The organism is Curtobacterium sp. MMLR14_006 (genome assembly GCF_001864985.1).
GTDB lineage: Bacteria > Actinomycetota > Actinomycetes > Actinomycetales > Microbacteriaceae > Curtobacterium.
The window spans coordinates 123,237-142,135 of the sequence record NZ_MJGU01000025.1 but is presented as its reverse complement, the minus strand read 5'-3'; the positions used below and the strand labels follow the sequence as shown (position 1 = coordinate 142,135).

The following is an 18,899-nucleotide window of genomic DNA, read 5'->3' as shown; positions in this document are numbered from 1 at the left end:
TCGTCCCGGTCGCCGCCGCCGGATTGGCGTGGTTCCTGACCGTGTCGATCGGAGGGCTCATTGCCGCGGCAACCGTCGTCGGGCTCCCGATCGCCACGCGCCTTTTGCATGGCTGTCCGCACCGCAGTCCAGATCAAAACGCTCCATCCACACGTGGGCGTGCTGCTGTTCTCCCAGTACGCCGAGGTGCAGTGGGCGCGAGTACTTCTCGACGTCGCCACGAGCGGAGTCGGTTACCTCCTCAAGGACCGGGTCGCCGAGATCCGATCGTTCATCGACTCGCTGCAGCAGGTCGCCGCCGGGAATGTGGTCCTCGACCCCGAAGTGGCTGGTGCTCTCGTTCGCTCCCCTGAGCGGTCACGCCCGGAGCTTGCTGAATTGTCCGTGCGAGAAACAGATGTCCTCCGTCTGATGGCGGAGGGACAGTCGAACGCCTCGATCGCCAGTGCGCTGTTCCTGTCGGTCGGGACGGTGGAGAAGCACGTCACGGCGATTTTCATGAAGCTGAACCTCGTGACCTCGCCATCCAGCCACCGCCGTGTCCTCGCTGTCCTGCAGTACCTGGCTGGCTGAGGCCGATGATCGCGCTGCCCTACGCAGGTTGCGGGGCGTGACCGTCCAGGACCTTCCCGAGAAGCGACACCAGCGACGACTGCTCGTCGGCACTCAGCCCGATGAGCAGATCCTGTTGCACTGCGTCGGCCCGTCGTTCGAGGTCGGCCAGGTAGGAGGAGCCGGAGCTGCTGATGACGAGGATGTTGCGTCGCCGGTCGGACGGGTCCGTCGACCGGTGCAGGAAGCCGCTCTCCGCAAGCCGTGCAACGATCCCGTTGACATTGTTGCGGTCGAGCCCGAGCAGTCGGCCGACCTCTGCCTGACTGAGCGGGCCGTACTCGGACAGGCTCGCGAGCACGGCGAAGTCCGATCGGGCCTCCAGCGGCATGCGCTGCCCAGTCAGCCGGGTACCGAGGACGGCAACCCGCCCCGCCTGCCAACTGACCAGGGAGCGAAGGGCCTGAGGCGCTGCGTGGGTCATCCCCTGAGCCTAACAGTTGGTCCGACCAACGATTAAGCGCTACCGTTGGTACGACCAACGAATTGGAGTCCTCATGACAATCACCAGCAACACCTCAGCGCGGCGCCTCACGGGTCGACGTGTCCTCGTACCGGGCGGGACGGGCGGCGTCGGCGCCGGCGTGGTCCGGAAGTTCCTGGAAGCAGGTGCTGATGTCGTGGTGCCCACCCGGTCGGATGCGCGCGGGTCACAGCTCCGCGACGAGCTCGGGGAATTCGGCCAGTCGCCACTCTTGCACCTGCCGACGCACGACTACACGACGTTCACCGGAGCCGATGAACTCGGGGCAGAGATGACCCGCCGCCTGGGAGGAATCGACGACGTCGTTGCACCGGTCGGCGGATGGTGGCAGGGCCGGACACTCACGGAGATCGGCGAGGCCGACTGGCAGTCGGCCTTCGTGGAGCTCGCGACGACGCACATGGCGTTGGTTCGAGGTCTTGTCCCGAGGATGAGCGGCGCTGGTTCGTACTCGGTCGTGGTCGGCCAGTCGGCCGGGTTCCCCGTTCCAGGGAGCGGCCTGGTGAGCATGGAGCAGGCCGCGATCTTGATGATGCAGCGAGTCCTCGCCGCCGAGAACCCCGCCGCGCGCATCCACGCTTTGGTCCTCGGGCCCGTCAGCACTCGTTTCGTCGAGGGGGACCCCGCGTGGGTGACCAGCGGGGAAGTCGGCGACGTCGCCGTCCTGCTGTCGACGTCGACGGTGCCGAGCAGCATCCACGAGATCGGTTCGTCGGATGACGCCCACACGCTCGTGGTGTCGCTGCAGGCCGCATCCGACGCGTCTGCCTGACCCGTCACTCGCGCGGCGGCAGGTGCACCACCAATGGGTGCCGCACCGGGAAGAAGGGCCCGCCGCGATGCGGCGGGCCCTTCCTCTGCAATTCGGTGGAATCGACGGGTTGCGGTGTCAGTTCTCGTCGACGGGCGTTTCAGGGTCCATGTCGTAGGAGTTCTGCACTGCCTGGTGCCGCTTCCCCGCCCCGTCCTTGGTCGTGCGCTCCCAGGGCGCGAGCTGGAGCTTCTTCGTCTCCTCGGTCATCGACTTCGGCTCGAGGTTCCGGAACGTGGTCACCTCGCCCGCGGCGACCGCGGTGAGGGTGGCGTAGACGGGCTCGGGGTCGAACTGTGCGCGCGGGAACGCGAGCTTCGAGTAGTCGTACAGTCGCGTGGCCGGGTCGTCCTGCCAGCTTTCCCAGGTCTGGAACATCCGGTCGTTGAAGCCGGTGAGGAACGGGCCGGGGTTCACGGTCGCGACCTCGACGCCGAACTCCTGCAGCTCGTCGGCCATGGTCTCTGCGATCGCTTCGACGGCGTGCTTGGAGGCGGAGTAGATGCCGGTGAACGGGTTGACGTTCAGGCCCTCCCGAGAGGACACCCACACGATGCGGCCTTCGCCGCGGGCGACCATCTGCTTCGCGATGCCCTGGGTGAGTAGGAGCGGTCCGGTGACGTTGACCTCGAACTGGTGCCGGATGTTCTCGGCGGGAACGTCGACGGTGGCGCCGCCTTCGCCGATGCCTGCGTTGTTGACCAGGATCTCGACGTTCCAGTCGAGAGCCTTTCGCCGGTCGCCCTCGTTGGTGACGTCGAGCTTCTCGACCCGGAGTTTCACTCCGCGGTCGGCGGCCTCGCGCTTGAGGGTCTGCACCTGGGCGTAGACCTCGACGGTGGCGATGACGGTGAAGCCCTTCTCGGCGAGCCGCATCGCGGCCTCGTGGCCGAAGCCTGTTCCGGCTCCGGTGATCAACACGGTCTGCATGGTCATGCTTCTACTCTCCTGTTTGTGCGGCCGGAGCCGGTGCGTGGTGTGCGTGGCTGCAGCCTCAGATGGTGGTGATGGCGTGGATGGCGTCGGGGATCGGTGTGTCTTCGGCGGTGACTTCAAGGATCTGCCGGGTGATGCGGGGTTCGTGCAGGAGCGCGGCGAGCGTCGCTGCGACGTCGTGCCGGGTGATGACGTCGTGGATCTCCGCCGGGCCGAGGGCGACGGTGCCTCTGCCGGGGTCGTCTTGGAGGGCGGACGGGCGAAGGATGACGTCGTTCAGGTCGCTGCGGGTCAGGGCGATGTCTGCGCGCTTTTTGACGTCGATGTAGTGGTCGAAGTCCTCGCCGAGGTTCCGTTCGCGCCATGCCTCGGGGAAGACGGATATCAGCCCGAACCCGGGGGCGGGTGGGGAGGAGGTCTGCGGCGGCGATGGCGGTGTTCACGCCTTTTCCGTCGATGGCGGTGGTGGCTTGTTTGCTACCGCCGGCGCCGGCGGTGAAGACGAGGGCGTCCGCGGAGCCGATGTGTGCGGCCAGGGCTGCGGGGGTGAGCTGGGTGAGGTCACCGAGAATGGCGGTGATGCCCTGCTCTGTGAGCTGCTGGGCTTGTTCGGGTGTGCGGACCAGGCCGGCGACGGTGTCGCCTCGGTCGGTGAGCGTGGCCGCGAGCAGCGAGCCGACGCCGCCGGTGATCCCGATGATAAAGACGTGCATGGTGGTGTTCCCGTCGTGCTGGTGTCGCTTTGGGTGCGGGGCTGGGAGGCCCGGCGGCAGTTTGCCGAGGTCACGGATGGCGTTCCGGGCGGCGGCGACCATCTGGTCGCCGCCGCCGTAGGACGGGAGGTGTTAGCGGACGATGCCGTGTCCGGTGACGCGTCCCGACGTGGGGGGTCGGTTCACGGAGCGAGCGGACGAAAGCGGCGGCTTGCTGGCGCAGGGTTCGGGTGGGCAGCTCGACGTCGACGAAGCTGCCGATGACCCGGTCGGTGGTCGTGACACCGACGTAGCTTCCGACGCTGCGTATGTGGCGCGGGGCGGTGGTGGGGATGGGTTGTGTGGTGGTCATGATGTTCGCGTGCTTTCTGCTGGTCGTGAGGCGGTGAGGGGTGTCAGATGTTGGGGTGGGCGTCGCGGACGGGGCTGACGGACTCGAGGACCTTTGCGACGTTGAACACGGTGGTCTCGGCGTGCCAGGGGCCAGCGATCTGGACGCCGATCGGCAGGCCGTCGGAGCTGGTGCCGAACCGCATCGAGAGCGCGGGCATCCCGGTGATGTTGAACTGCACGGTGAAGGTCTGGATGTGGGTGGCGTCGACGGTCTGTCCGTCGATGACGAACTCGGTCTTGTCGTGCTCGTGCGCCGGGATCGGCAGGACCGGGAGCAGGACGGCGTCGTACTTGGTGAAGACCTCGGCGTAGGCGTCGCGGATGCGTTCGAAGCCCTGCTCGGCGGCGACGTAGTCTTCGACGGAGGTGTCGGGGGTGGCGAGCATGGTCTTCGACATCGTGAACCGCAGGTCCTCGTGACCCTTCGTGGCCTCGGCCATCGCGGGCTTGAGCTCCATGACGTGCTGCTTATTGAACAGTGCCAGTGGGTTGTCGTGGTGCAGGGTCGGGATGTCGATCTCCTCGACCTGCACACCGGCACCCTTGAGCGCTTCCGCGGCCTGGCGGACGGTGTTCGCGACCTCGGGGTCGACCGGGCCAAGACCGGAGTCGGTGAACCATGCCACGCGGAGCTGCTCAGGTGCGGCATCGGCCTTACCGGTGTCGACCGTGTTCGGCGTGATCGCGAAACCGTCGTGACCGTCGGGGCCGCGCATGATGCTGTAGCCGAGCTCGAGGTCGCGGATCGTCCGGGCCATCGGGCCGACGTGCCAGTCACGACGGGGCACCCGCGGCCAGACGCCGGTCATCGGGATGCGGCCGTGGGTGGGCTTGATCGACGAGATCCCGGTGTGGGACGCCGGGCCACGGACCGAGATCGCAAGGTCCGTGCCGAGACCGATCGGGCTGAGGCCGGCCGCGATCGCTGCGGACTCACCACCGCTGGACCCGCCGGAAGTGCGGTCGAGGTTGTACGGGTTGTTCGTCCGGCCGGAGAGCAGGTTGACGCTCTCGGTCGAGTACGAGAACTCCGGCAGGTTGGTCTTCGCGAGCACGATGCCACCGGCCGCCTTCATACGGGCGACAGCCACGGCGTCGGCGTCGGGCGTGCGGCCCTTGAAGATGGGCGAACCGCGCTGGGTGAGGATGCCGTCGGTGTCGATCGAGTCCTTCACGGTGAACGGCACACCGTGCAGCGGCCCGACCTCCTCGCCGGCAGCGAGAGCGTCGTCGGCGGCCTTCGCCTCGGCGAGGGCGTTGTCGTTGAGGGTGACGATGGCGTTGATCTTCGGGTCGACCGCCTTGATGCGATCCAGGTACGCCTGGACGACCTGCACCGAGGTCAGTTCGCCCGACTTGATCCGGGCGGCCAGATCGGTCGCGTCGAGGTAAATGATGTCGTCAGCCATGATGTGCTCCTTTGTTAGTAGACCGGTCGTCTAGCAAGGGTGAAAGAAAATGGGGCCGGAGCCCCGTGGGTCAGATGTGGAGGCGCAGCTTCGTGAGGGCGAGGGCGCGCTTGAGAGAATCGGGGGTGCGCTGAATCTTCGCCATGGTGCTGGCGCCGAGCCAGGCGTCATACAGCTCGTACGCGAGGGTCCGAGCTTGGTCATCCGCCGCGACGGAGCCGTCTTTCTGCCCGGTCGTGATCATCCGCTCGAGGTGCTCGATGATCCCGGCGGTGCCGTCGACCAGCTGGAGCCGCATCGGCTCGGAGAGGTCGGACACTTCCGTGGCCAACTTCACGACGAGGCATTTGCCCTGGCAGTCGTCGAAGGACTGCAGGTCAGCGAACCGCTGCCAGTACTCCTCGAGCTGTTCAGCACCGGTCTTGCTGGTGTCGCCGGCGATGTGATCCATCGTGGCGAGGTAGTCGGCGAAGTAGTGCTTCATCAGCTCCTCGCCGAAGTGCTCCTTCGACGAGAAGTAGTAGTAGAACGACCCCTTCGGGACACCGGCTTCCGACAGCACCTCAGTGAGGCCAACCGCGGTGTAGCCCTTGCGGGCCATCAGTCGCTGGGCGGTGTCGAGGATGTGCTGCCGGGTGTCGATCTCCGTGGTGGGCATGAGATCACCATACACGCCATTAGACCGGTCGTCTACAGATTCGTAAAATTTAGGCGCCATCCGCCGATCAAGGGGTTACCGACTCGCTGGGTGCGCTGGGACCGCTGCTCGTCGGTCTGCTGCACGACGGCAGGAGCGGTTGAACCCTCCCGCCACTCTTCCTGCTTGCCGTCTCGAGCGGTCACGTCTTCGGTCAAGCAGCCGCTGTGACCAGTTGCGCTCGCCCTTCAGTCGCGTGATGCCGGTGTAGTCGAGAAGGCCGCGGAGGGTCATCACCAGAACGTACGGCTGCATCTCGATAAACGATCCTTCGGGGCTTCTGGTCTCACTCCCCGGCGAGCAGGGTCGCGAGCAGATCGCCGAGCTCCTGCTGTTGCGTGTCGTCGAGGCGCGAGAACTGGTCAGCGAGTACGTCTCGGGTGATGCGCTTGCCTGCCTCGAGTGACGCCCTCCCTGTGTCGGTCAGAGAGTGTTCGAGGCGACGGCCCCGCCCGGCGGTTCGCGCGATGAGACCGCGGCTGACGAGGCGGTTGGCGAGGGTGCCGAAGGCTTGATCGCTCTGGAAGGTGGCGACGGCGAGGTCGTGACCAGAGGTGTGCGGCAGGCGATCAATTGCACGCAGCGCGTCCCACTGGACGAGAGTCACCCCGATCTGATCCTTCAACGCCTGTTCGGCAGCTCGGTGGTTGCGGTACTGGGCCTGCTTCACGGCAAGCCCGAGCGCTTCTAAGTCGACAGCCATGGTGCTACGGTATCAACAGACGTAGATAAACATGTTGATTTAGGAGTCCTTTTGATCCCCTCGCTTCCCGCCGACCTCGTCGTCACCGAGACGGGCAACCTCGATGCACCCATCGCGCTCGTTCTGCACGGCGGCGGCGGCCCGCAGACTGTCGCGCCGATCGTGGCGCACTTGGCGCCGTCCTTCCACGTGCTCGCCCCGACCCACCCCGGGTGGAACGGCACAAGCCGCCCCGAAGACATCGACTCTGTCCCCGCTCTTGCCGCCGCGTACCTTGACCGACTGCACGCAGACGGCGGGAAGGACGTCCTCATCGTGGGCTCCTCGCTCGGCGGGTGGATCGCTCTCGAGATGGCCGTGCAGGCCGCAGCCGACGAGCGCTACTCAGGCGTCATCGGCGCCATCGTGAACGTCGACGGAGTCGGCGCCGTCGTCGACGGTGAGCCGATCGCCGACTTCTTCTCCCTCAGCCCTCGCCAGCTCGCCGAGGCCGCCTGGCACGACCCCGACCGCGGCTACATGGACCCGGCTGCATTCACGGATGAGCAGCGGGCCATGCAGCAATCCAACGGGCAGACCATGGCCGTACTCGCGGGCCGTTCGATGAGCGACCCCGACCTCATCGGCAAGCTCCACGCGATCGCCGTCCCGACGCTGGTCCTCTTCGGAGACAGCGACCGGGTCGTCACGCCCGCCTATGGGCGCGCTGTCGCCGCGGCAATCCCCTCCGCGGATTTCGCCATCGTCTCCGAAGCCGGGCATCTGCCGCATCTGGAGAACCCGGACGCTACCTGGGTGCTCCTCGACGCGTTCCTCGGACGCCGTTAGACGGGAGGCGAGCACGCGCCGCTGCGCCCCGGTCGACCTGCGCTCCGCTGGCCGTTCTGCGCCAACAGGCAGGCTCCTACTGCAGGAGCTGCACGGGAATATCGGCCGAGACGTTCTCGCCGTTGACCGTCCCGATTCCGGTGACGCTCTTGACGGCGTCGGTGCCGAGCGAGGAGTCCGGGAACCGGACGACGACCGAGGTGCCGGCGTCGTCGACGTGGCTTGCGTCGTAGTTGGCCTGCGTGGCGCTGGCGAAGTCGAAGATGAATGCGGCGGTCTGCGTGGGCGAGAACCGGACGGCGAAGTGCTTGACGAGTGCGCCGCTTTCGTCCACGAGCGCGATGCCGTAGGTGAACCGATTGGCGACGGGCTCGGCGGGGAAGGCGTCGCCGAGGTCGAACGTGGCGACGATGCCGTTGGCGTCGACGTCCACGTCCACGAGGACGTTAAGGAAAGAAGTCACCGATACAGCCGACCAGGTCGATCAAGATGACTGATGCGACGTCCGCGGCTGTGAGCAGCCTCGCTCTGTGTCGTCGTTTTCGCTGCGATCGGTGTCGGGTCAGGTGGTGCCGATGACGAGGGTGCTGCGGGCGGCCTCGACGACGTCGTTGGTGATGACGTCGAGCTCGTTGATCTTCAGGACGCGTTGGATCTGAGGGAGGAGGCGCTCAAGGAGCCGGAAGTTGCCGCGGGTGATGCGTTCGACGGCGGCGATGGCTTGCGCGTCGGTGAAGTCGTCGGGGTCGAGCGTCTTGCCGAGCTTGCGCCATTGACGTTCGAGGACGAAGAGCAGCTCGTCGTGGCCGAGCGGACGGTACTGGTGGGCGAAACCGAGGCGGCTGTAGAGCTGCGGGTAGTGGCTGAACTGCTTCTCGATGCCGGGCATGCCGATGAGGATCATCGCTATGCCGGTGCGGTCGTACTGGTCGCGGAGCCACTCGATCGCGTTGCCGGTGAGGCGTTCGGACTCGTCGATGATGATCAGCTCGAGCAGGGACGGGTTGGGGCCGTGTGCGTGGTCGAAGTGGCGACCCTGGAGCAGGAGGTGTTCCTCGATGCAGCGTTCGGTGCGGAGCATGTCGTGCCGGAGGTCGTCCTGCAGGGCGCGCATCGTGGCGGAGACCTCGGGCGTGTAGAAGACGGTGCGGGCTCGGTGGGCGGCGGCGTAGATCTTCGTGTCGTCTTCGCTGCGTGCGGCCCATCTGGCGATGAACGGGCCGATGCTGTCCCAGTGGGCGTAGCGGCGTGCGGAGAGGGTCTTGCCGACGCCAGCGGGGCCGAAGCAGACGCCGATGGTGTTCTGCTTCCGGACGGCGTCGGCGAACTCCGCGAACCGACGGTGTTCCTTCGTGATGATGAACTGGCTCGTCATGACCGGTCCTCCTCGTAGGTCATCAGTCGCGGTTGATCCGGTGCCGGTGCGGGTGCTGGTGGGGTGTGATCATCGGGTGTGGGGCGGACGATCGCGATGCGTTCGCGGATCTGCCCGCGCAGGGCTCTTCGTTGCGCGTTCCGGGCGGCCTGGATCTGCTTGAGACTGATGGTCTCGGTCTGATGCGCGGTACTGATCGCGGTGCACAGGAACGCGTCGCGGTGAAAGACACGGATCTCGGTGACGTCGCGGGGGTCGTACCGGACGCTGACGGTGCTGCCCACGAAGGGTGCGAGAGTGGTTGCGGTGTAGCGGAGCCCTTCGAAGTGGATGCCGTCTCGTTGCACGACACGCGTGGTCGGGACGGTGAGCAGGAACCCGTCGAGCTGCTCGAGGGAGTCCGGCATTCGTGGCAGCCACCCGTCTGCGATCCACGCTTCCAGTGGGCTCTTCCGGAGCTCGCGGTGGATGCGGGCGTTGTAGCGGCGGATGAACGTGTTGATGGCACTGTCGACACCGGCGAGATCCAGCGCCGGCGTCGGCGCCGGCGCCGAGGATCCGGGTGCGAGGTGGCCGGGGAGCGTTGGGAGCAGCTCGGTGTTGATGGTGCCGAAGAACCGCTCGATCTTCCCGCGGCCCTGGGGGCGAGCGACCTGCGAGTGGATGATGCGGAGGTGCAGCACGGCGGCGGTGTCGCCGATTCGGTGGCTGGTGAAGTCGGACCCGTGGTCTGTGTAGAGCACGTCTGGGATCCCGCAGACAGGCCAGTCCGGTTCCGGCTTGTGCCAGATCGCTTGCCGGAGCGCGAGCGCGGTGTTCGCGGCGGATGGGGCGCCGAGGAACACCATGTACCCGCAGACCGCGCGGGAGTAGTCGTCGAGGATCACCGTCAACCACGGCCGTTCGGGCTTGCCGTCGGGTCCGACGATGAGCAGATCGAGCATCGCGTGGTCCGCCTGCCAGATCGCGTTGGGGCGATCCGCACGACGTCGGAGCAGCAGTTCGTGCTTGTCCCGATATGACGCGGGCCCCTCAAGCGCGAGCGTCACCATCCCGGGATCAAGCCCGTTCACGATCGACCGCACAACGGAGTACGACGGCGCTGAGAGACCTCGTTTGGTGCAGTAATTGTCGACCTGGCGGTGAATCGTGGCGATCGAAGGTCGTGGCTTGGTGAGTGCGAGCCCCTCAATCAGGCGCACCAGTTCCGGTGCCGTCCGTCGGGCGCCGTGATCGGTGCGGGTGCCGTCGGCGAGAGCCGGGTATCCGCCGGTTCGGTAGCGGGCCAACCAGCGTTGCAGGGTGCGCTCAGCGACGCCCGTGGTGCGGGCCAGGGTGGCGAGCGGGATGGCGTCCTCGACGTGCAGTCGAAGGATGCCCCACCGCTCGCTCGCGTCCATAGCCAGCTACATCGTTGGGGAAGGCTTGGTTCGTCGCGCCGCGACGGGCTCGGCGTGCTTCGCGAGTGCACGGTAGATGGTGGTGCGGCTAACGCCGAGCACGTCGCCGATCTGCGCGACGGTCATGTCCTGCTGTTCGTAGAGCCGGCGTGCGGTGCGCACCTGGTCCGCGGAGAGCCGAGATGGTCGGCCGCCGGTGCGGCCGCGGGCTCGAGCGGCGGCGAGGCCGGCGTTGGTGCGTTCCTTGATGAGGTCCCGTTCGAACTCCGCCAACGCGGCGAAGACGTGGAACACGAGCCGGCCGCCGGGCGAGGTGGTGTCGATGGTCTCCTGCAGGGACCGGAACCCGATGCCGCGCTCGGCGAGAGCGTGCAGCTGATCGATGAGGTGCCGGATGGACCGGCCGAGCCGGTCGAGTCGCCAGACGACGAGAGTGTCGCCGGGGCGGAGCTGGTCGAGGAGCTTGTCGAGCTCGGGCCGGTGTTGGAGCGACCCGGACATGGTGTCGACGAACACGCGGTAGCAGCCAGCGGCGTTGAGCGCGTCGATCTGCAGCGACGCGTCCTGGTCTGTGGTGGACACGCGCGCATACCCGAGAAGGTGACCCATGAAGAGAACGTAGCGAAACTCGACCAGGAGGGGTAGTGGCGGCACGTAGATTCTGGGACTGGGTTCCGCTACAAGACACGGCGCCTCGCACCCGGACTGAGCGCCGGTACGGATAGTTGTAGCGGAATCGTTCGTATTTGTTACGTCTGCGCGCTCGCGCGGCGAGCCGGAGTGCTTGCACGGAACGGAGGTGTTGTTCCGATCGGTGGCGGCCGTTGGCGGGAGACGGATGTGGTGCTGCGATGACCGGAAGGAGTCGGGGGTGCTCGTCCAGGGTGAAGTGTCGCATGACGCCGTCGAGGGCAACGGCCCCGTACGTGACGATCGCAGTGAGAGCGGGGAGGGCCGCGAGCAGTGTGGCGAGGGCATGCCGCCCCTCGTCGATGTCCTCGAGTCGCACGCGGTCGGGCAGTTCCCATGGGACAAGGTTCCAGCGGACGTACTCGCCGCGTGCGAGTCCGGACTCGATACGGGCTGCTCGGAACGCGGCCGCGGTCGGGCCCGGGTTGTCCTCGCTGCAGATCGCTGCGTGCGCTGCGGCGATGGTCTGGGGGCCAGGCGACTGCATCAGGACCAGGACACGGCTGAATCTGCCGCCGGATCGTGGGTCGAAGCTCGGGACGAACCGTCGGCTGCCGTCGGGCGCGGTCCGCCACGTCTCCGCGAGACCGTTCAGCGATCGAACGTCAGCGAGTTCCTCGGGGGTACTCATGCCGGCTGTGGCGGTGCCAGCAGGGTGCCACGGATGACGGATCCGTGAAAGGTGCGAAGGGCAACGGTGATCCATGCGGCGACGAGGCCGGCGTAGTAGATGACGGCGAGGACGGCAACGACGGTCAGGCCTGAGTGCAGGGCGAGCCCGTTCAGGCCGGTGACGCAGGTCCCGACGGGGAACGTGAAGGACCACCAAGTCAGGCTGAACGGCAAGTGTTCGCGGGCAGTGCGGATGGTGATCGCGAGGGCGATGACGGTCCACAGCAGCGCGAAGCCGAGCATCGCGAACCCGTACACCAGCGCCACGACCAGCAGGGCATGCGCGGTACTCGCATCGACAACGGTGGGGGCGTTCGATGCGAGGAGGTTCACCGCGGTGATCGACTGTCCGACCGGCCCGAGGACGATCCACAGAGTCGGGACCATGCCGGCGGCCCCGACCTTGTGCTGCGCGAGACGGTTCCAGATCAGCGTGATCACGACCAGCGACGTGATGAGGCTGAGGCCGAAGAAGCCGTAGCAGGACCACAGCAGCGTCTCCCGCGCCTGCCCGGCGGGGGCGTACGGTAGCAGGAGCGCACCGGTGGAGGCGGACACCATCGGCGGGACGATCGGCATCAGCCAGCCGCCGAACGCGGAGTCGGGCTTGTTCTCGTGGCGGGTGAACGCCAGGTACGGCACGAGCACTGCCGTGAGCAGTCCTCCGATGGTGCCGATGGTCCACAGGACCCAGTCGATGGTGACGGCGGCGGGCAGGCCGACCCAGTCCTTGCCGAGCAGGAGTGTCCCGGCGCCGACGGTGAGGAACGCCATCGGTGGTGCGCCGTAGAAGTGCGAGATCACCGGGTTGAGCTGGTGCCCGGCTGCAGTGCTCCGGTAGCGGATCCAGTGCAGCACCGTCGCGGTCGTGAGGGCGACGAGGAGCACCGCGGCGATCGCCCACACGACCGTCGCCGCGAGGCGCAGCCCGGGGAACTGCAGCGGCAGTGACGCAGCTGCGACAGCGACGATCCCCGTGCCCATGATCGACGCGAACCAGTTCGGTGTGAGATTCGACACGATCAGGCCTGGCCGCTCCAGGTCACGGAACAACGCCGTCTGCGGCCGTTGGGGCAGCTGGCTACCGTTCGCGGGTGCAGGGTCCGTGCGGAGCGTTGTCATGGGCCAAGCCTGCGCGAATCCTGCCTCTGGCGGTACCCGGAACCTCTTGGCAGGGCACAATCAATGATTGTGGCACTACGGCGACTCACGGACCGAACCCTCGACCTCGACACACTCGACGTGCTCGCACGCGTCGCCGAGACCGGCTCCCTCTCCGCTGCCGCTGGAGCGCTCGGCGTCACGCAACAGGCAGTGTCTGCTCGGATCCGGGTCGCCGAGCGCATGGTCGGTCACTTGTTGGTGCACCGCTCGACCACGGGGTCGGTGCTGACCGAGACCGGCAGGCTCGTCGTCGGGCTGGCCGGACCGGTCCTCGACGCGTCTCGCCACCTCGAAGCAGGAGTGGCTGCGCTGCGGACTCCCACGGGTTCGCTCGTCGTCGCAGCGTCACAGACGATCGCGGAGCTGCTGCTGCCGGGCTGGCTGCTCGAATTCCGCCGCCGCGAACCCGACGTGCGGGTGCGCCTGATCGCGGGCAACTCCGCCGCGGTGACGGACCTCGTGCAGTCGGGTGGCGCGAACCTCGGGTTCACGGAGACCCCGGTGACGGCGGCAGGTGTGTCCGCGCAGGTGATCGCGGACGATGAGCTCGCGGTCGTCGTTGCGCCGGAACATCCCTGGGCTCGGTCGACCGGGATCACTGCGGAGGTCCTGGCGGCGACGGCTCTGCTCCTGCGGGAAGAAGGTTCCGGAACTCGCGCGACCCTCGCCGCATGGCTCAGGGAGGCCGGTTTGAGCATGTCGGTTCCGGCCGCGGTGCTGGAGACCACGAGCATCATCCGGGCGAACGCGCAGGCTGGAATTGCACCGGCGGTGATGAGCCTTCGCACGGTCGCCGCCGACATCAACGACGGGTCGCTGGTGCGGGTCCCGCTCGCTGGGCCGCCACTTGCCCGGCCGTTGCGGGCGATCTGGTCGGGAGAGCCTCAGCCAGCTGGTTCTGCTTTCCTGCGCGTCGCCCACGAGGTGACCGGTCGGGGTCAGCGCAGCCCGTAGGGCAGCTCCGGATTGTTCTCCGCGATCTCGGTGAGCCGGTTGTACTTGGCGACGCGTTCTCCGCGGGCGGGTGCGCCGGACTTGATCTGTCCGGTTCCGGTGCCGACGACGAGGTCCGCGATGAACGTGTCGGTGGTCTCGCCGGACCGGTGCGACACCATGCTCCGCATCCCGAGCGAGCGTGCGACGCCGATCGCGTCGAGGGTCTGGGAGACGGTGCCGATCTGGTTCGGCTTGATGAGCGCCGCGTTCGAGAGCCCGTCCTTCCCACCGTCGCGGATGCGCTGCGGATCGGTGACGTAGAGATCATCGCCGACGATCTGGAGCATGTCGCCGAGCGCGAACGACATCGCCTTCCAGCCGCCGTGGTCATCTTCGGAGAAGCCGTCTTCGATGCTCCGGATCGGATACCGGCTGATGAGGTCGCGGTAGTAGTCGACCATGCCTGCGCGGTCGAGCCGGCGGTCCACGACCCGGTAGCTACCGTCACCGAGCGCGAACTCGTTCGCCGCCGGGTCGAGTGCGATCGCGACGGTGTCCACGCCGGGCTCGTAACCGGCGGCACTGATCGCGGCGACGAGGAGGTCGAGGGCCTCCTCGGGCGCGGCGATCGACGGGGCGAAGCCGCCTTCGTCCCCGAGACCGAGACTGCCGAACCGTTCCCGGACCAGTGCCGCCAGCGCGTGGTAGACGTCCGATCCGATCCGAACCGCGTCGGTCATGGTCTCGGCGTTCACCGGGGCGATCATGAACTCCTGGAAGTCGAGCGCGTTCGCTGCGTGCGCTCCGCCGTTGAGCACGTTGAAGTGCGGGACGGGCAGGCGGGGCGTGCTGCCGGTGACGTCTGCGATCCAACGCCAGAGCGGCAGCTCCGCTGCGGCGGCGAGAGCGCGTGCCATCGCGATCGAGGTCGCGACGACACTGTTCGCGCCGAGCCGGCGGTGGTTCGGGGTGCCGTCGAGGGCAGCGAGGGCGGCGTCGGCCTGCCCGATCGAGGTCCACGACTGGCCGGTGATCATCGGTGCGACGTCCGTCGTGATGAGGTGCAGTGCCTGGCTCACGTCGCGGCCGCCGTAGCTGCTGCCGCCGTCGCGAAGCTCGACAGCCTCATGCGCGCCAGTGGATGCGCCTGCGGGGGCGTCACCGGTGACGACGGTGCCGTCCTCGAGCTCGAGACGCACCTGGATCGTCGGGTAGCCGCGGGAGTCGAGGATCCGGGAGCCGTGCAGGCTGCTGATGGTGACGGGGCGGCTGGTGTGGGTCACGTACTCGCCCTGATGGTGGGTGGTGTGGTGGACGTTGCTGATGTAGTCGTTCACGGCGGTTGTCGCCTTTCGGGTTGGTCGTGCGGGTGTGGGCCGCGGGGAGGCGGAGGGACGACCTCCTGGCGATCACTGGGCGCCAGTTGCCTCCCCACGGCGGTTCAGGGCGCGCACTGGATGGTGTCGGGTGCGCGGGTGCCGGTCAGGGGTGCGGGGTGAACCGTTCCTGTGCGGCGCGGATGATGGCTTCGGCGTCGACACGGTTCGCCCACCCGTTGGTGGTGACGTGCTTGCCGTGCTCGATCTCCTTGTAGTGGGCGAAGAAGTGCTCGATCTCCGCCAGGACCGGCTCGGCGACGTCGGAGATGTCCTGGACGTGGTCGAAGCGGACGTCTCCGGCGGGGACGGTGAGGATCTTGTCATCGCCGCCGTTCTCGTCGACCATGCGGAGCATCCCGACCGGGCGGACGTCGATGACGACGCCGGGGAACGTGGGCCGGGGCAGCAGCACGAGCGCGTCGAGGGGGTCGCCGTCATCGCCGAGAGTGTCGTCGATCGAGCCGTAGTCCTGCGGGAACACCATGCTGGTGAACACCACCCGGTCCAGGCGGATCCGTCCGGTGGCGTGGTCGACCTCGTACTTGTTGCCGCTGCCGCGGGGGATCTCGATCGTGATGTCGAGGTGCATGAGCTGTTCGTCTCCCAGTCGGATGGTCAAGTGAGGGTGCCGAGGGTGACGCCCCCGGCGGCTGCGGCGACGGAGACGACGAGCATCCCGAGCCCGTTCACGGCAGCCGCGGTGGTGCGGCCAGTGCGTGCGAGGCGGACGGTCTCGAAGCTGGCGGTGCTGAACGTGGTGTAGCCACCCATGAGCCCTGTTCCGAGCACCGCGACGGGGGTGGCGCCGAGGTGACCGGCGGCGCCGGTGATCAAGCCCAGCAGGAACGAGCCGGTGATGTTGATCGTCAGCGTCCCGACCGGGAGCCGGAACTGCCGACCCCGGTTGATCGCACCATCCACGAAGAACCGTGCGGCCGCGCCGACACCGCCAGCGACCGCGACGCTGAGGAAGGCCAGGGCGCTCATGATGTGGCCCCGTTCGGTCGGACCAAACCCGCGATCGCGAGGCCGCTACCGGTGGCGATCGCGCCGGCGAGGACCGTCAGGAGCGCGTACCCGGTGCCGGCCAACCCGCGGCCAGCGAGGAACAACACCGCGGTGCTGGTCGCGAGGGTGCTGTAGGTGGTGAACCCGCCGAGGACACCGGTTCCCAGAAGCAGGCGCAGTGTCCGGCGGCGACCCTCGTCAGGTCCGCGATGCGCGAGGTGTTCCAGCAGCACACCCAGTAGGAGCGCGCCGGCGATGTTGATCCAGAAGATCGCCCAGGACACCTCCTGCTGAGCGGGGAACGCGGTGCTGAGTCCGTCGCGTGCGGCGGTACCGATGGCGCCGCCGAGTGCGACGACACCGAGGTACCGCCACCGCAGATGCACTGGCCGGTCGATACGTTCCGGGTCGTTGGCGTCGATGTCTGGGTCGGGCGGGAGCTGCCCATCGGGCAGGTGCGTGTCCGTTCGGGAGGTCATGTTCCACCTTCCGCAGCGACCGCTGCCGCTGCTGCTCGTGCTGCCGGATGCAGGTACTCCCCACCCCGCGGACAGAACCCACCGTCGCCGTCGAACCGGTAGATCAGGGGTTCGCCCGTGGGGAGGTTCAGGTCCGCGAGCTCACCGTCAGTTAGGCCGTCCATGCAGGCACACAGTGCCCGCAGTGAGTTGCCGTGCGCGACGACGAGCACTGTCTGCCCGTCGCGGAGTGCCGGGGTGATGCTGTGCGACAGGACGGGTTGGACCCGGCGGATGACGTCGGAGAGTGTTTCGGTTCGACGAAGTGCCGCCCACGGCAGTCCACGAAGCGCCGGCGTCCGCCGGAGCGCCAGCCACGCGCGGATCGACATGCGTGGTGGCCGTCCCGTGCGGGTCCGACGAACAGCGAAGAACTGCTCCGCCCCCAACGCCGCTTGCGCATTCTGCTTGGACATGCCGGTGAGGGCGCCGTAGTTCCGCTCGTTCAACCGCCACGTCGACTCGATCGGCGCATCACGTCCGAGGACGTCGGTGACGAGCTCCGCCGTGTGGAGCGCCCGCTCGAGCGTCGACGTGAGCACGAGGTCCGGTCGGATGCCGGCATGCAGAAGTAGCAACCCAGCCCGATTCGCTTCGGCGCTGCCCTGTTCGGTCAGCGCGACGTCTCGCAAGCCGGTGAAGGTACCGGCAGCGTTCGCAGTGCTCTGTCCGTGGCGGAGCAGAACAAGCTGGCCGGTCACGGGGTGTCCCACGGCAGTGGGGCATCGAACCCGACCGGATCAACGGGCACTACGAGCACTGAACGGTGCTGCTGATGGGTCAGCCGTACCGCGACCGACCCCGTGAAGAACTCCGCGATTCGACCCGCTCCCGTCCTGGCCCCGACGACCAGCATCGCCGCGTCGCGGTCTTCGGCCACCTGCGACAGTGCCCGGCTCGGATCCCCGACACCCGGGACGAACGTGACGTCGACGCCGTAGGTCGTTGCGGCAGCACGTACTGCCGCCTTGTCACTGTCCGACAAGCCCTGCGGTGTCGTGTCAGCGGTGTCAGGGTCGATCGGTTCCACCATCACCGACCCGTCCGAGCGCGTACCGGCATCGAAGAGCGATGCATCCACGCTGACGCACACCAGCGTCGTACCGAAGCGCCGCGCGATAGACGACGCAACCTCGATGACCCCCGGAGCGAGGCCGGGCAGGACGCCGACGACGACCGGTCCGGAACCGATTGGTGCTGTCATGACACTCCCTACCTCAGGCGCGCAGAAGCGCGACCAGCTGAGATAGGGACTGTTGTCGACAACTGTCGAGGTTGGGTCCGGCAAGCCCCACTACCGGGTCCGAAGACACCACCATTATGCACCCGAACCCCAAGTCACGCGGGCCGTCTCGCGCACCCGCGACGTCCCGACACCGAAGGAAGCGATTCCGACGACACGGAGCGAAGCTGCCCACATCCGCGGCATCGGCCAGGTTCTGCTGTCTCGATGGCCGATCGGCTATCGAGACGGGCAGCGCCGGCGGATACGGGTCGAGCCGGGAGGCTTTCTCCCTAGTCCCGGCTCGATCCGCCAGGGCCAGAAGAACGCTGTCCCCATCCGGGTGCCGTTCCGCCCGATCGGTCTGGCACCTGTCGTCAGGGCTCTCTCGGGAGGTGTATGGGCACCGAGCCGAGGTGCTGTCGTGCTGCGTGAGGTGCTGGACCTGGCTGTCCTCCGAAACGCGGACGCGTAGGTTCGTTCTGCGAGCCACACCCGATTGGTTTCTGACCAGGGCTCGCTGGTGAGCATCGACGCTCCGGTCCTGGAGCGTTGCCCTAGCGCTCGGACCGGGGCGCGATTGCTCGCGCTGCTCGAGGCGGCCGGTCACCGATCGGCTACCGGACGTGACGTCAGTCCTTAGCCTGGTACCGAACGGCGCCATCGGTGGACCGGTACGGGATCGCGAAGCTCGAGCAGAGCACGCCGTTCTCGTAGTCGTCCTTGACCGTGTCCATGAAGGCGTACGCCTCGTCGTCTGTAGCGAAAACGCCGAGGACCGTGTTGTCCGGTGACTCGTCGTGCTGGACGATCCAGACCTCCCCGCCCGTGAAGGGCTTCGGGCGTCGGAAGAAGGGTGGTCCCGGGATTCGTCTACTCACGATGGAGAGTGTAGGAGGGCGCTGTCCGTTAGCCGATCGGTCAGTGCGACGCCGGTCCTTTTCGCGCG

22 protein-coding genes and 1 pseudogene are annotated in these 18,899 nt (G+C 67.4%); 4 read left to right on the top strand and 19 right to left on the bottom strand.

What is annotated here, in order from left to right:
• Positions 1 to 108: 108 nt before the first annotated feature.
• Positions 109 to 573 carry a response regulator transcription factor gene (locus tag BIU94_RS15890; protein ID WP_071262866.1) on the top strand — a complete coding sequence of 155 codons (465 nt, stop codon included), beginning with the start codon at positions 109 to 111 and terminating at the stop codon, positions 571 to 573.
• A gap of 19 nt (positions 574 to 592) precedes the next feature.
• Here BIU94_RS15890 and BIU94_RS15885 read toward each other — a convergent pair whose 3' ends face one another.
• Positions 593 to 1,036 (bottom strand): MarR family winged helix-turn-helix transcriptional regulator, encoded by a 444-nt coding sequence (locus tag BIU94_RS15885; protein ID WP_071262863.1) that lies wholly within the window; start codon positions 1,034 to 1,036, stop codon positions 593 to 595.
• A gap of 73 nt (positions 1,037 to 1,109) precedes the next feature.
• Between BIU94_RS15885 and BIU94_RS15880 the strand changes: the two genes are divergently transcribed.
• Positions 1,110 to 1,868: an SDR family NAD(P)-dependent oxidoreductase gene (locus BIU94_RS15880; protein ID WP_071262849.1), complete on the top strand. Its 759-nt coding sequence runs from the start codon at positions 1,110 to 1,112 to the stop codon at positions 1,866 to 1,868.
• A gap of 117 nt (positions 1,869 to 1,985) precedes the next feature.
• Here BIU94_RS15880 and BIU94_RS15875 read toward each other — a convergent pair whose 3' ends face one another.
• The 6 genes and pseudogenes from BIU94_RS15875 to BIU94_RS15855 form a co-directional block, all read right to left on the bottom strand.
• Positions 1,986 to 2,843 (bottom strand): SDR family oxidoreductase, encoded by an 858-nt coding sequence (locus BIU94_RS15875; RefSeq protein WP_083404910.1) that lies wholly within the window; start codon positions 2,841 to 2,843, stop codon positions 1,986 to 1,988.
• Between the two features lie 58 nt (positions 2,844 to 2,901).
• Positions 2,902 to 3,228, bottom strand: a complete 327-nt coding sequence (locus BIU94_RS18295) for an NAD(P)H-binding protein (protein ID WP_368086432.1) — start codon at positions 3,226 to 3,228, stop codon at positions 2,902 to 2,904.
• A gap of 46 nt (positions 3,229 to 3,274) precedes the next feature.
• Positions 3,275 to 3,556 (bottom strand): annotated as a pseudogene (locus BIU94_RS18290) (NAD(P)H-binding protein); the annotation flags it as partial.
• Positions 3,557 to 3,951: 395 nt separating this feature from the next.
• Positions 3,952 to 5,358, bottom strand: a complete 1,407-nt coding sequence (locus tag BIU94_RS15865) for an amidase (protein ID WP_071262845.1) — start codon at positions 5,356 to 5,358, stop codon at positions 3,952 to 3,954.
• Between the two features lie 70 nt (positions 5,359 to 5,428).
• Positions 5,429 to 6,016: a TetR/AcrR family transcriptional regulator gene (locus BIU94_RS15860; protein WP_071262842.1), complete on the bottom strand. Its 588-nt coding sequence runs from the start codon at positions 6,014 to 6,016 to the stop codon at positions 5,429 to 5,431.
• A gap of 325 nt (positions 6,017 to 6,341) precedes the next feature.
• A complete protein-coding gene (locus tag BIU94_RS15855; protein WP_071262840.1) occupies positions 6,342 to 6,758 on the bottom strand; it encodes a MarR family winged helix-turn-helix transcriptional regulator in 417 nt (138 codons plus the stop codon).
• A gap of 51 nt (positions 6,759 to 6,809) precedes the next feature.
• On the opposite strand from BIU94_RS15855, the gene BIU94_RS15850 reads away from it, so the two are divergent.
• Complete coding sequence (locus tag BIU94_RS15850; protein WP_071262837.1) at positions 6,810 to 7,586, top strand: alpha/beta fold hydrolase; 777 nt, start codon at positions 6,810 to 6,812, stop codon at positions 7,584 to 7,586.
• Between the two features lie 76 nt (positions 7,587 to 7,662).
• Here BIU94_RS15850 and BIU94_RS15845 read toward each other — a convergent pair whose 3' ends face one another.
• From BIU94_RS15845 to BIU94_RS15825, 5 genes are all read right to left on the bottom strand, one after another.
• Complete coding sequence (locus BIU94_RS15845) at positions 7,663 to 8,049, bottom strand: hypothetical protein (RefSeq protein ID WP_139196429.1); 387 nt, start codon at positions 8,047 to 8,049, stop codon at positions 7,663 to 7,665.
• Positions 8,050 to 8,148: 99 nt separating this feature from the next.
• On the bottom strand, positions 8,149 to 8,961 hold the full coding sequence (locus tag BIU94_RS15840; RefSeq protein ID WP_055960810.1) for an AAA family ATPase: 813 nt from the start codon (positions 8,959 to 8,961) through the stop codon (positions 8,149 to 8,151).
• A complete protein-coding gene (locus tag BIU94_RS15835; protein ID WP_071262802.1) occupies positions 8,958 to 10,361 on the bottom strand; it encodes a Mu transposase C-terminal domain-containing protein in 1,404 nt (467 codons plus the stop codon). Before BIU94_RS15835 ends, BIU94_RS15840 begins: the two co-directional genes overlap by 4 nt.
• A gap of 6 nt (positions 10,362 to 10,367) precedes the next feature.
• The gene (locus tag BIU94_RS15830; RefSeq protein WP_055960814.1) at positions 10,368 to 10,970 is read right to left on the bottom strand and encodes a recombinase family protein; all 603 of its coding nucleotides are present in this window, start codon (positions 10,968 to 10,970) and stop codon (positions 10,368 to 10,370) included.
• Positions 10,971 to 11,678: 708 nt separating this feature from the next.
• A complete protein-coding gene (locus BIU94_RS15825) occupies positions 11,679 to 12,743 on the bottom strand; it encodes a TDT family transporter (RefSeq protein WP_240614499.1) in 1,065 nt (354 codons plus the stop codon).
• Positions 12,744 to 12,908: 165 nt separating this feature from the next.
• Between BIU94_RS15825 and BIU94_RS15820 the strand changes: the two genes are divergently transcribed.
• On the top strand, positions 12,909 to 13,841 hold the full coding sequence (locus tag BIU94_RS15820; protein ID WP_208385475.1) for a LysR family transcriptional regulator: 933 nt from the start codon (positions 12,909 to 12,911) through the stop codon (positions 13,839 to 13,841).
• On the opposite strand, the gene eno is transcribed toward BIU94_RS15820, so the two are convergent.
• The 7 genes from eno to BIU94_RS15785 form a co-directional block, all read right to left on the bottom strand.
• Entirely contained in the window at positions 13,826 to 15,160 is a 1,335-nt protein-coding gene (gene eno, locus BIU94_RS15815) for a phosphopyruvate hydratase (RefSeq protein WP_083393829.1), read from the bottom strand. The genes BIU94_RS15820 and eno overlap by 16 nt on opposite strands.
• A 145-nt stretch (positions 15,161 to 15,305) precedes the next feature.
• The gene (locus BIU94_RS15810) at positions 15,306 to 15,791 is read right to left on the bottom strand and encodes an inorganic diphosphatase (RefSeq protein WP_071262799.1); all 486 of its coding nucleotides are present in this window, start codon (positions 15,789 to 15,791) and stop codon (positions 15,306 to 15,308) included.
• A 26-nt stretch (positions 15,792 to 15,817) separates the two neighbouring features.
• Positions 15,818 to 16,189 (bottom strand): CrcB family protein, encoded by a 372-nt coding sequence (locus BIU94_RS15805; RefSeq protein WP_055960823.1) that lies wholly within the window; start codon positions 16,187 to 16,189, stop codon positions 15,818 to 15,820.
• Positions 16,186 to 16,596 (bottom strand): CrcB family protein, encoded by a 411-nt coding sequence (locus tag BIU94_RS15800; protein ID WP_055962328.1) that lies wholly within the window; start codon positions 16,594 to 16,596, stop codon positions 16,186 to 16,188. The genes BIU94_RS15805 and BIU94_RS15800 overlap by 4 nt, the downstream gene beginning before the upstream one ends.
• An 89-nt stretch (positions 16,597 to 16,685) precedes the next feature.
• Positions 16,686 to 17,429 (bottom strand): 2,3-diphosphoglycerate-dependent phosphoglycerate mutase, encoded by a 744-nt coding sequence (locus BIU94_RS15795; protein ID WP_055960826.1) that lies wholly within the window; start codon positions 17,427 to 17,429, stop codon positions 16,686 to 16,688.
• Entirely contained in the window at positions 17,426 to 17,932 is a 507-nt protein-coding gene (locus tag BIU94_RS15790) for a universal stress protein (protein WP_060915497.1), read from the bottom strand. Before BIU94_RS15790 ends, BIU94_RS15795 begins: the two co-directional genes overlap by 4 nt.
• A 650-nt stretch (positions 17,933 to 18,582) precedes the next feature.
• Positions 18,583 to 18,831, bottom strand: coding sequence for a hypothetical protein (locus BIU94_RS15785; RefSeq protein ID WP_254784829.1), 249 nt, complete (start codon positions 18,829 to 18,831; stop codon positions 18,583 to 18,585).
• Positions 18,832 to 18,899 lie beyond the last annotated feature (68 nt).

What these genes read in the sequence shown, in the direction of transcription:
- BIU94_RS15890 (WP_071262866.1), top strand. Translation starts at nt 109, where the DNA reads ATGGCTGTCCGCACCGCAGTCCAGATCAAAACGCTCCATCCACACGTG.
- BIU94_RS15885 (WP_071262863.1), bottom strand. Translation starts at nt 1,036, where the DNA reads ATGACCCACGCAGCGCCTCAGGCCCTTCGCTCCCTGGTCAGTTGGCAG.
- BIU94_RS15880 (WP_071262849.1), top strand. Translation starts at nt 1,110, where the DNA reads ATGACAATCACCAGCAACACCTCAGCGCGGCGCCTCACGGGTCGACGT.
- BIU94_RS15875 (WP_083404910.1), bottom strand. Translation starts at nt 2,843, where the DNA reads ATGACCATGCAGACCGTGTTGATCACCGGAGCCGGAACAGGCTTCGGC.
- BIU94_RS15865 (WP_071262845.1), bottom strand. Translation starts at nt 5,358, where the DNA reads ATGGCTGACGACATCATTTACCTCGACGCGACCGATCTGGCCGCCCGG.
- BIU94_RS15860 (WP_071262842.1), bottom strand. Translation starts at nt 6,016, where the DNA reads ATGCCCACCACGGAGATCGACACCCGGCAGCACATCCTCGACACCGCC.
- BIU94_RS15855 (WP_071262840.1), bottom strand. Translation starts at nt 6,758, where the DNA reads ATGGCTGTCGACTTAGAAGCGCTCGGGCTTGCCGTGAAGCAGGCCCAG.
- BIU94_RS15840 (WP_055960810.1), bottom strand. Translation starts at nt 8,961, where the DNA reads ATGACGAGCCAGTTCATCATCACGAAGGAACACCGTCGGTTCGCGGAG.
- BIU94_RS15835 (WP_071262802.1), bottom strand. Translation starts at nt 10,361, where the DNA reads ATGGACGCGAGCGAGCGGTGGGGCATCCTTCGACTGCACGTCGAGGAC.
- BIU94_RS15830 (WP_055960814.1), bottom strand. Translation starts at nt 10,970, where the DNA reads ATGGGTCACCTTCTCGGGTATGCGCGCGTGTCCACCACAGACCAGGAC.
- BIU94_RS15820 (WP_208385475.1), top strand. Translation starts at nt 12,909, where the DNA reads ATGATTGTGGCACTACGGCGACTCACGGACCGAACCCTCGACCTCGAC.
- BIU94_RS15810 (WP_071262799.1), bottom strand. Translation starts at nt 15,791, where the DNA reads ATGCACCTCGACATCACGATCGAGATCCCCCGCGGCAGCGGCAACAAG.
- BIU94_RS15805 (WP_055960823.1), bottom strand. Translation starts at nt 16,189, where the DNA reads ATGAGCGCCCTGGCCTTCCTCAGCGTCGCGGTCGCTGGCGGTGTCGGC.
- BIU94_RS15790 (WP_060915497.1), bottom strand. Translation starts at nt 17,932, where the DNA reads ATGACAGCACCAATCGGTTCCGGACCGGTCGTCGTCGGCGTCCTGCCC.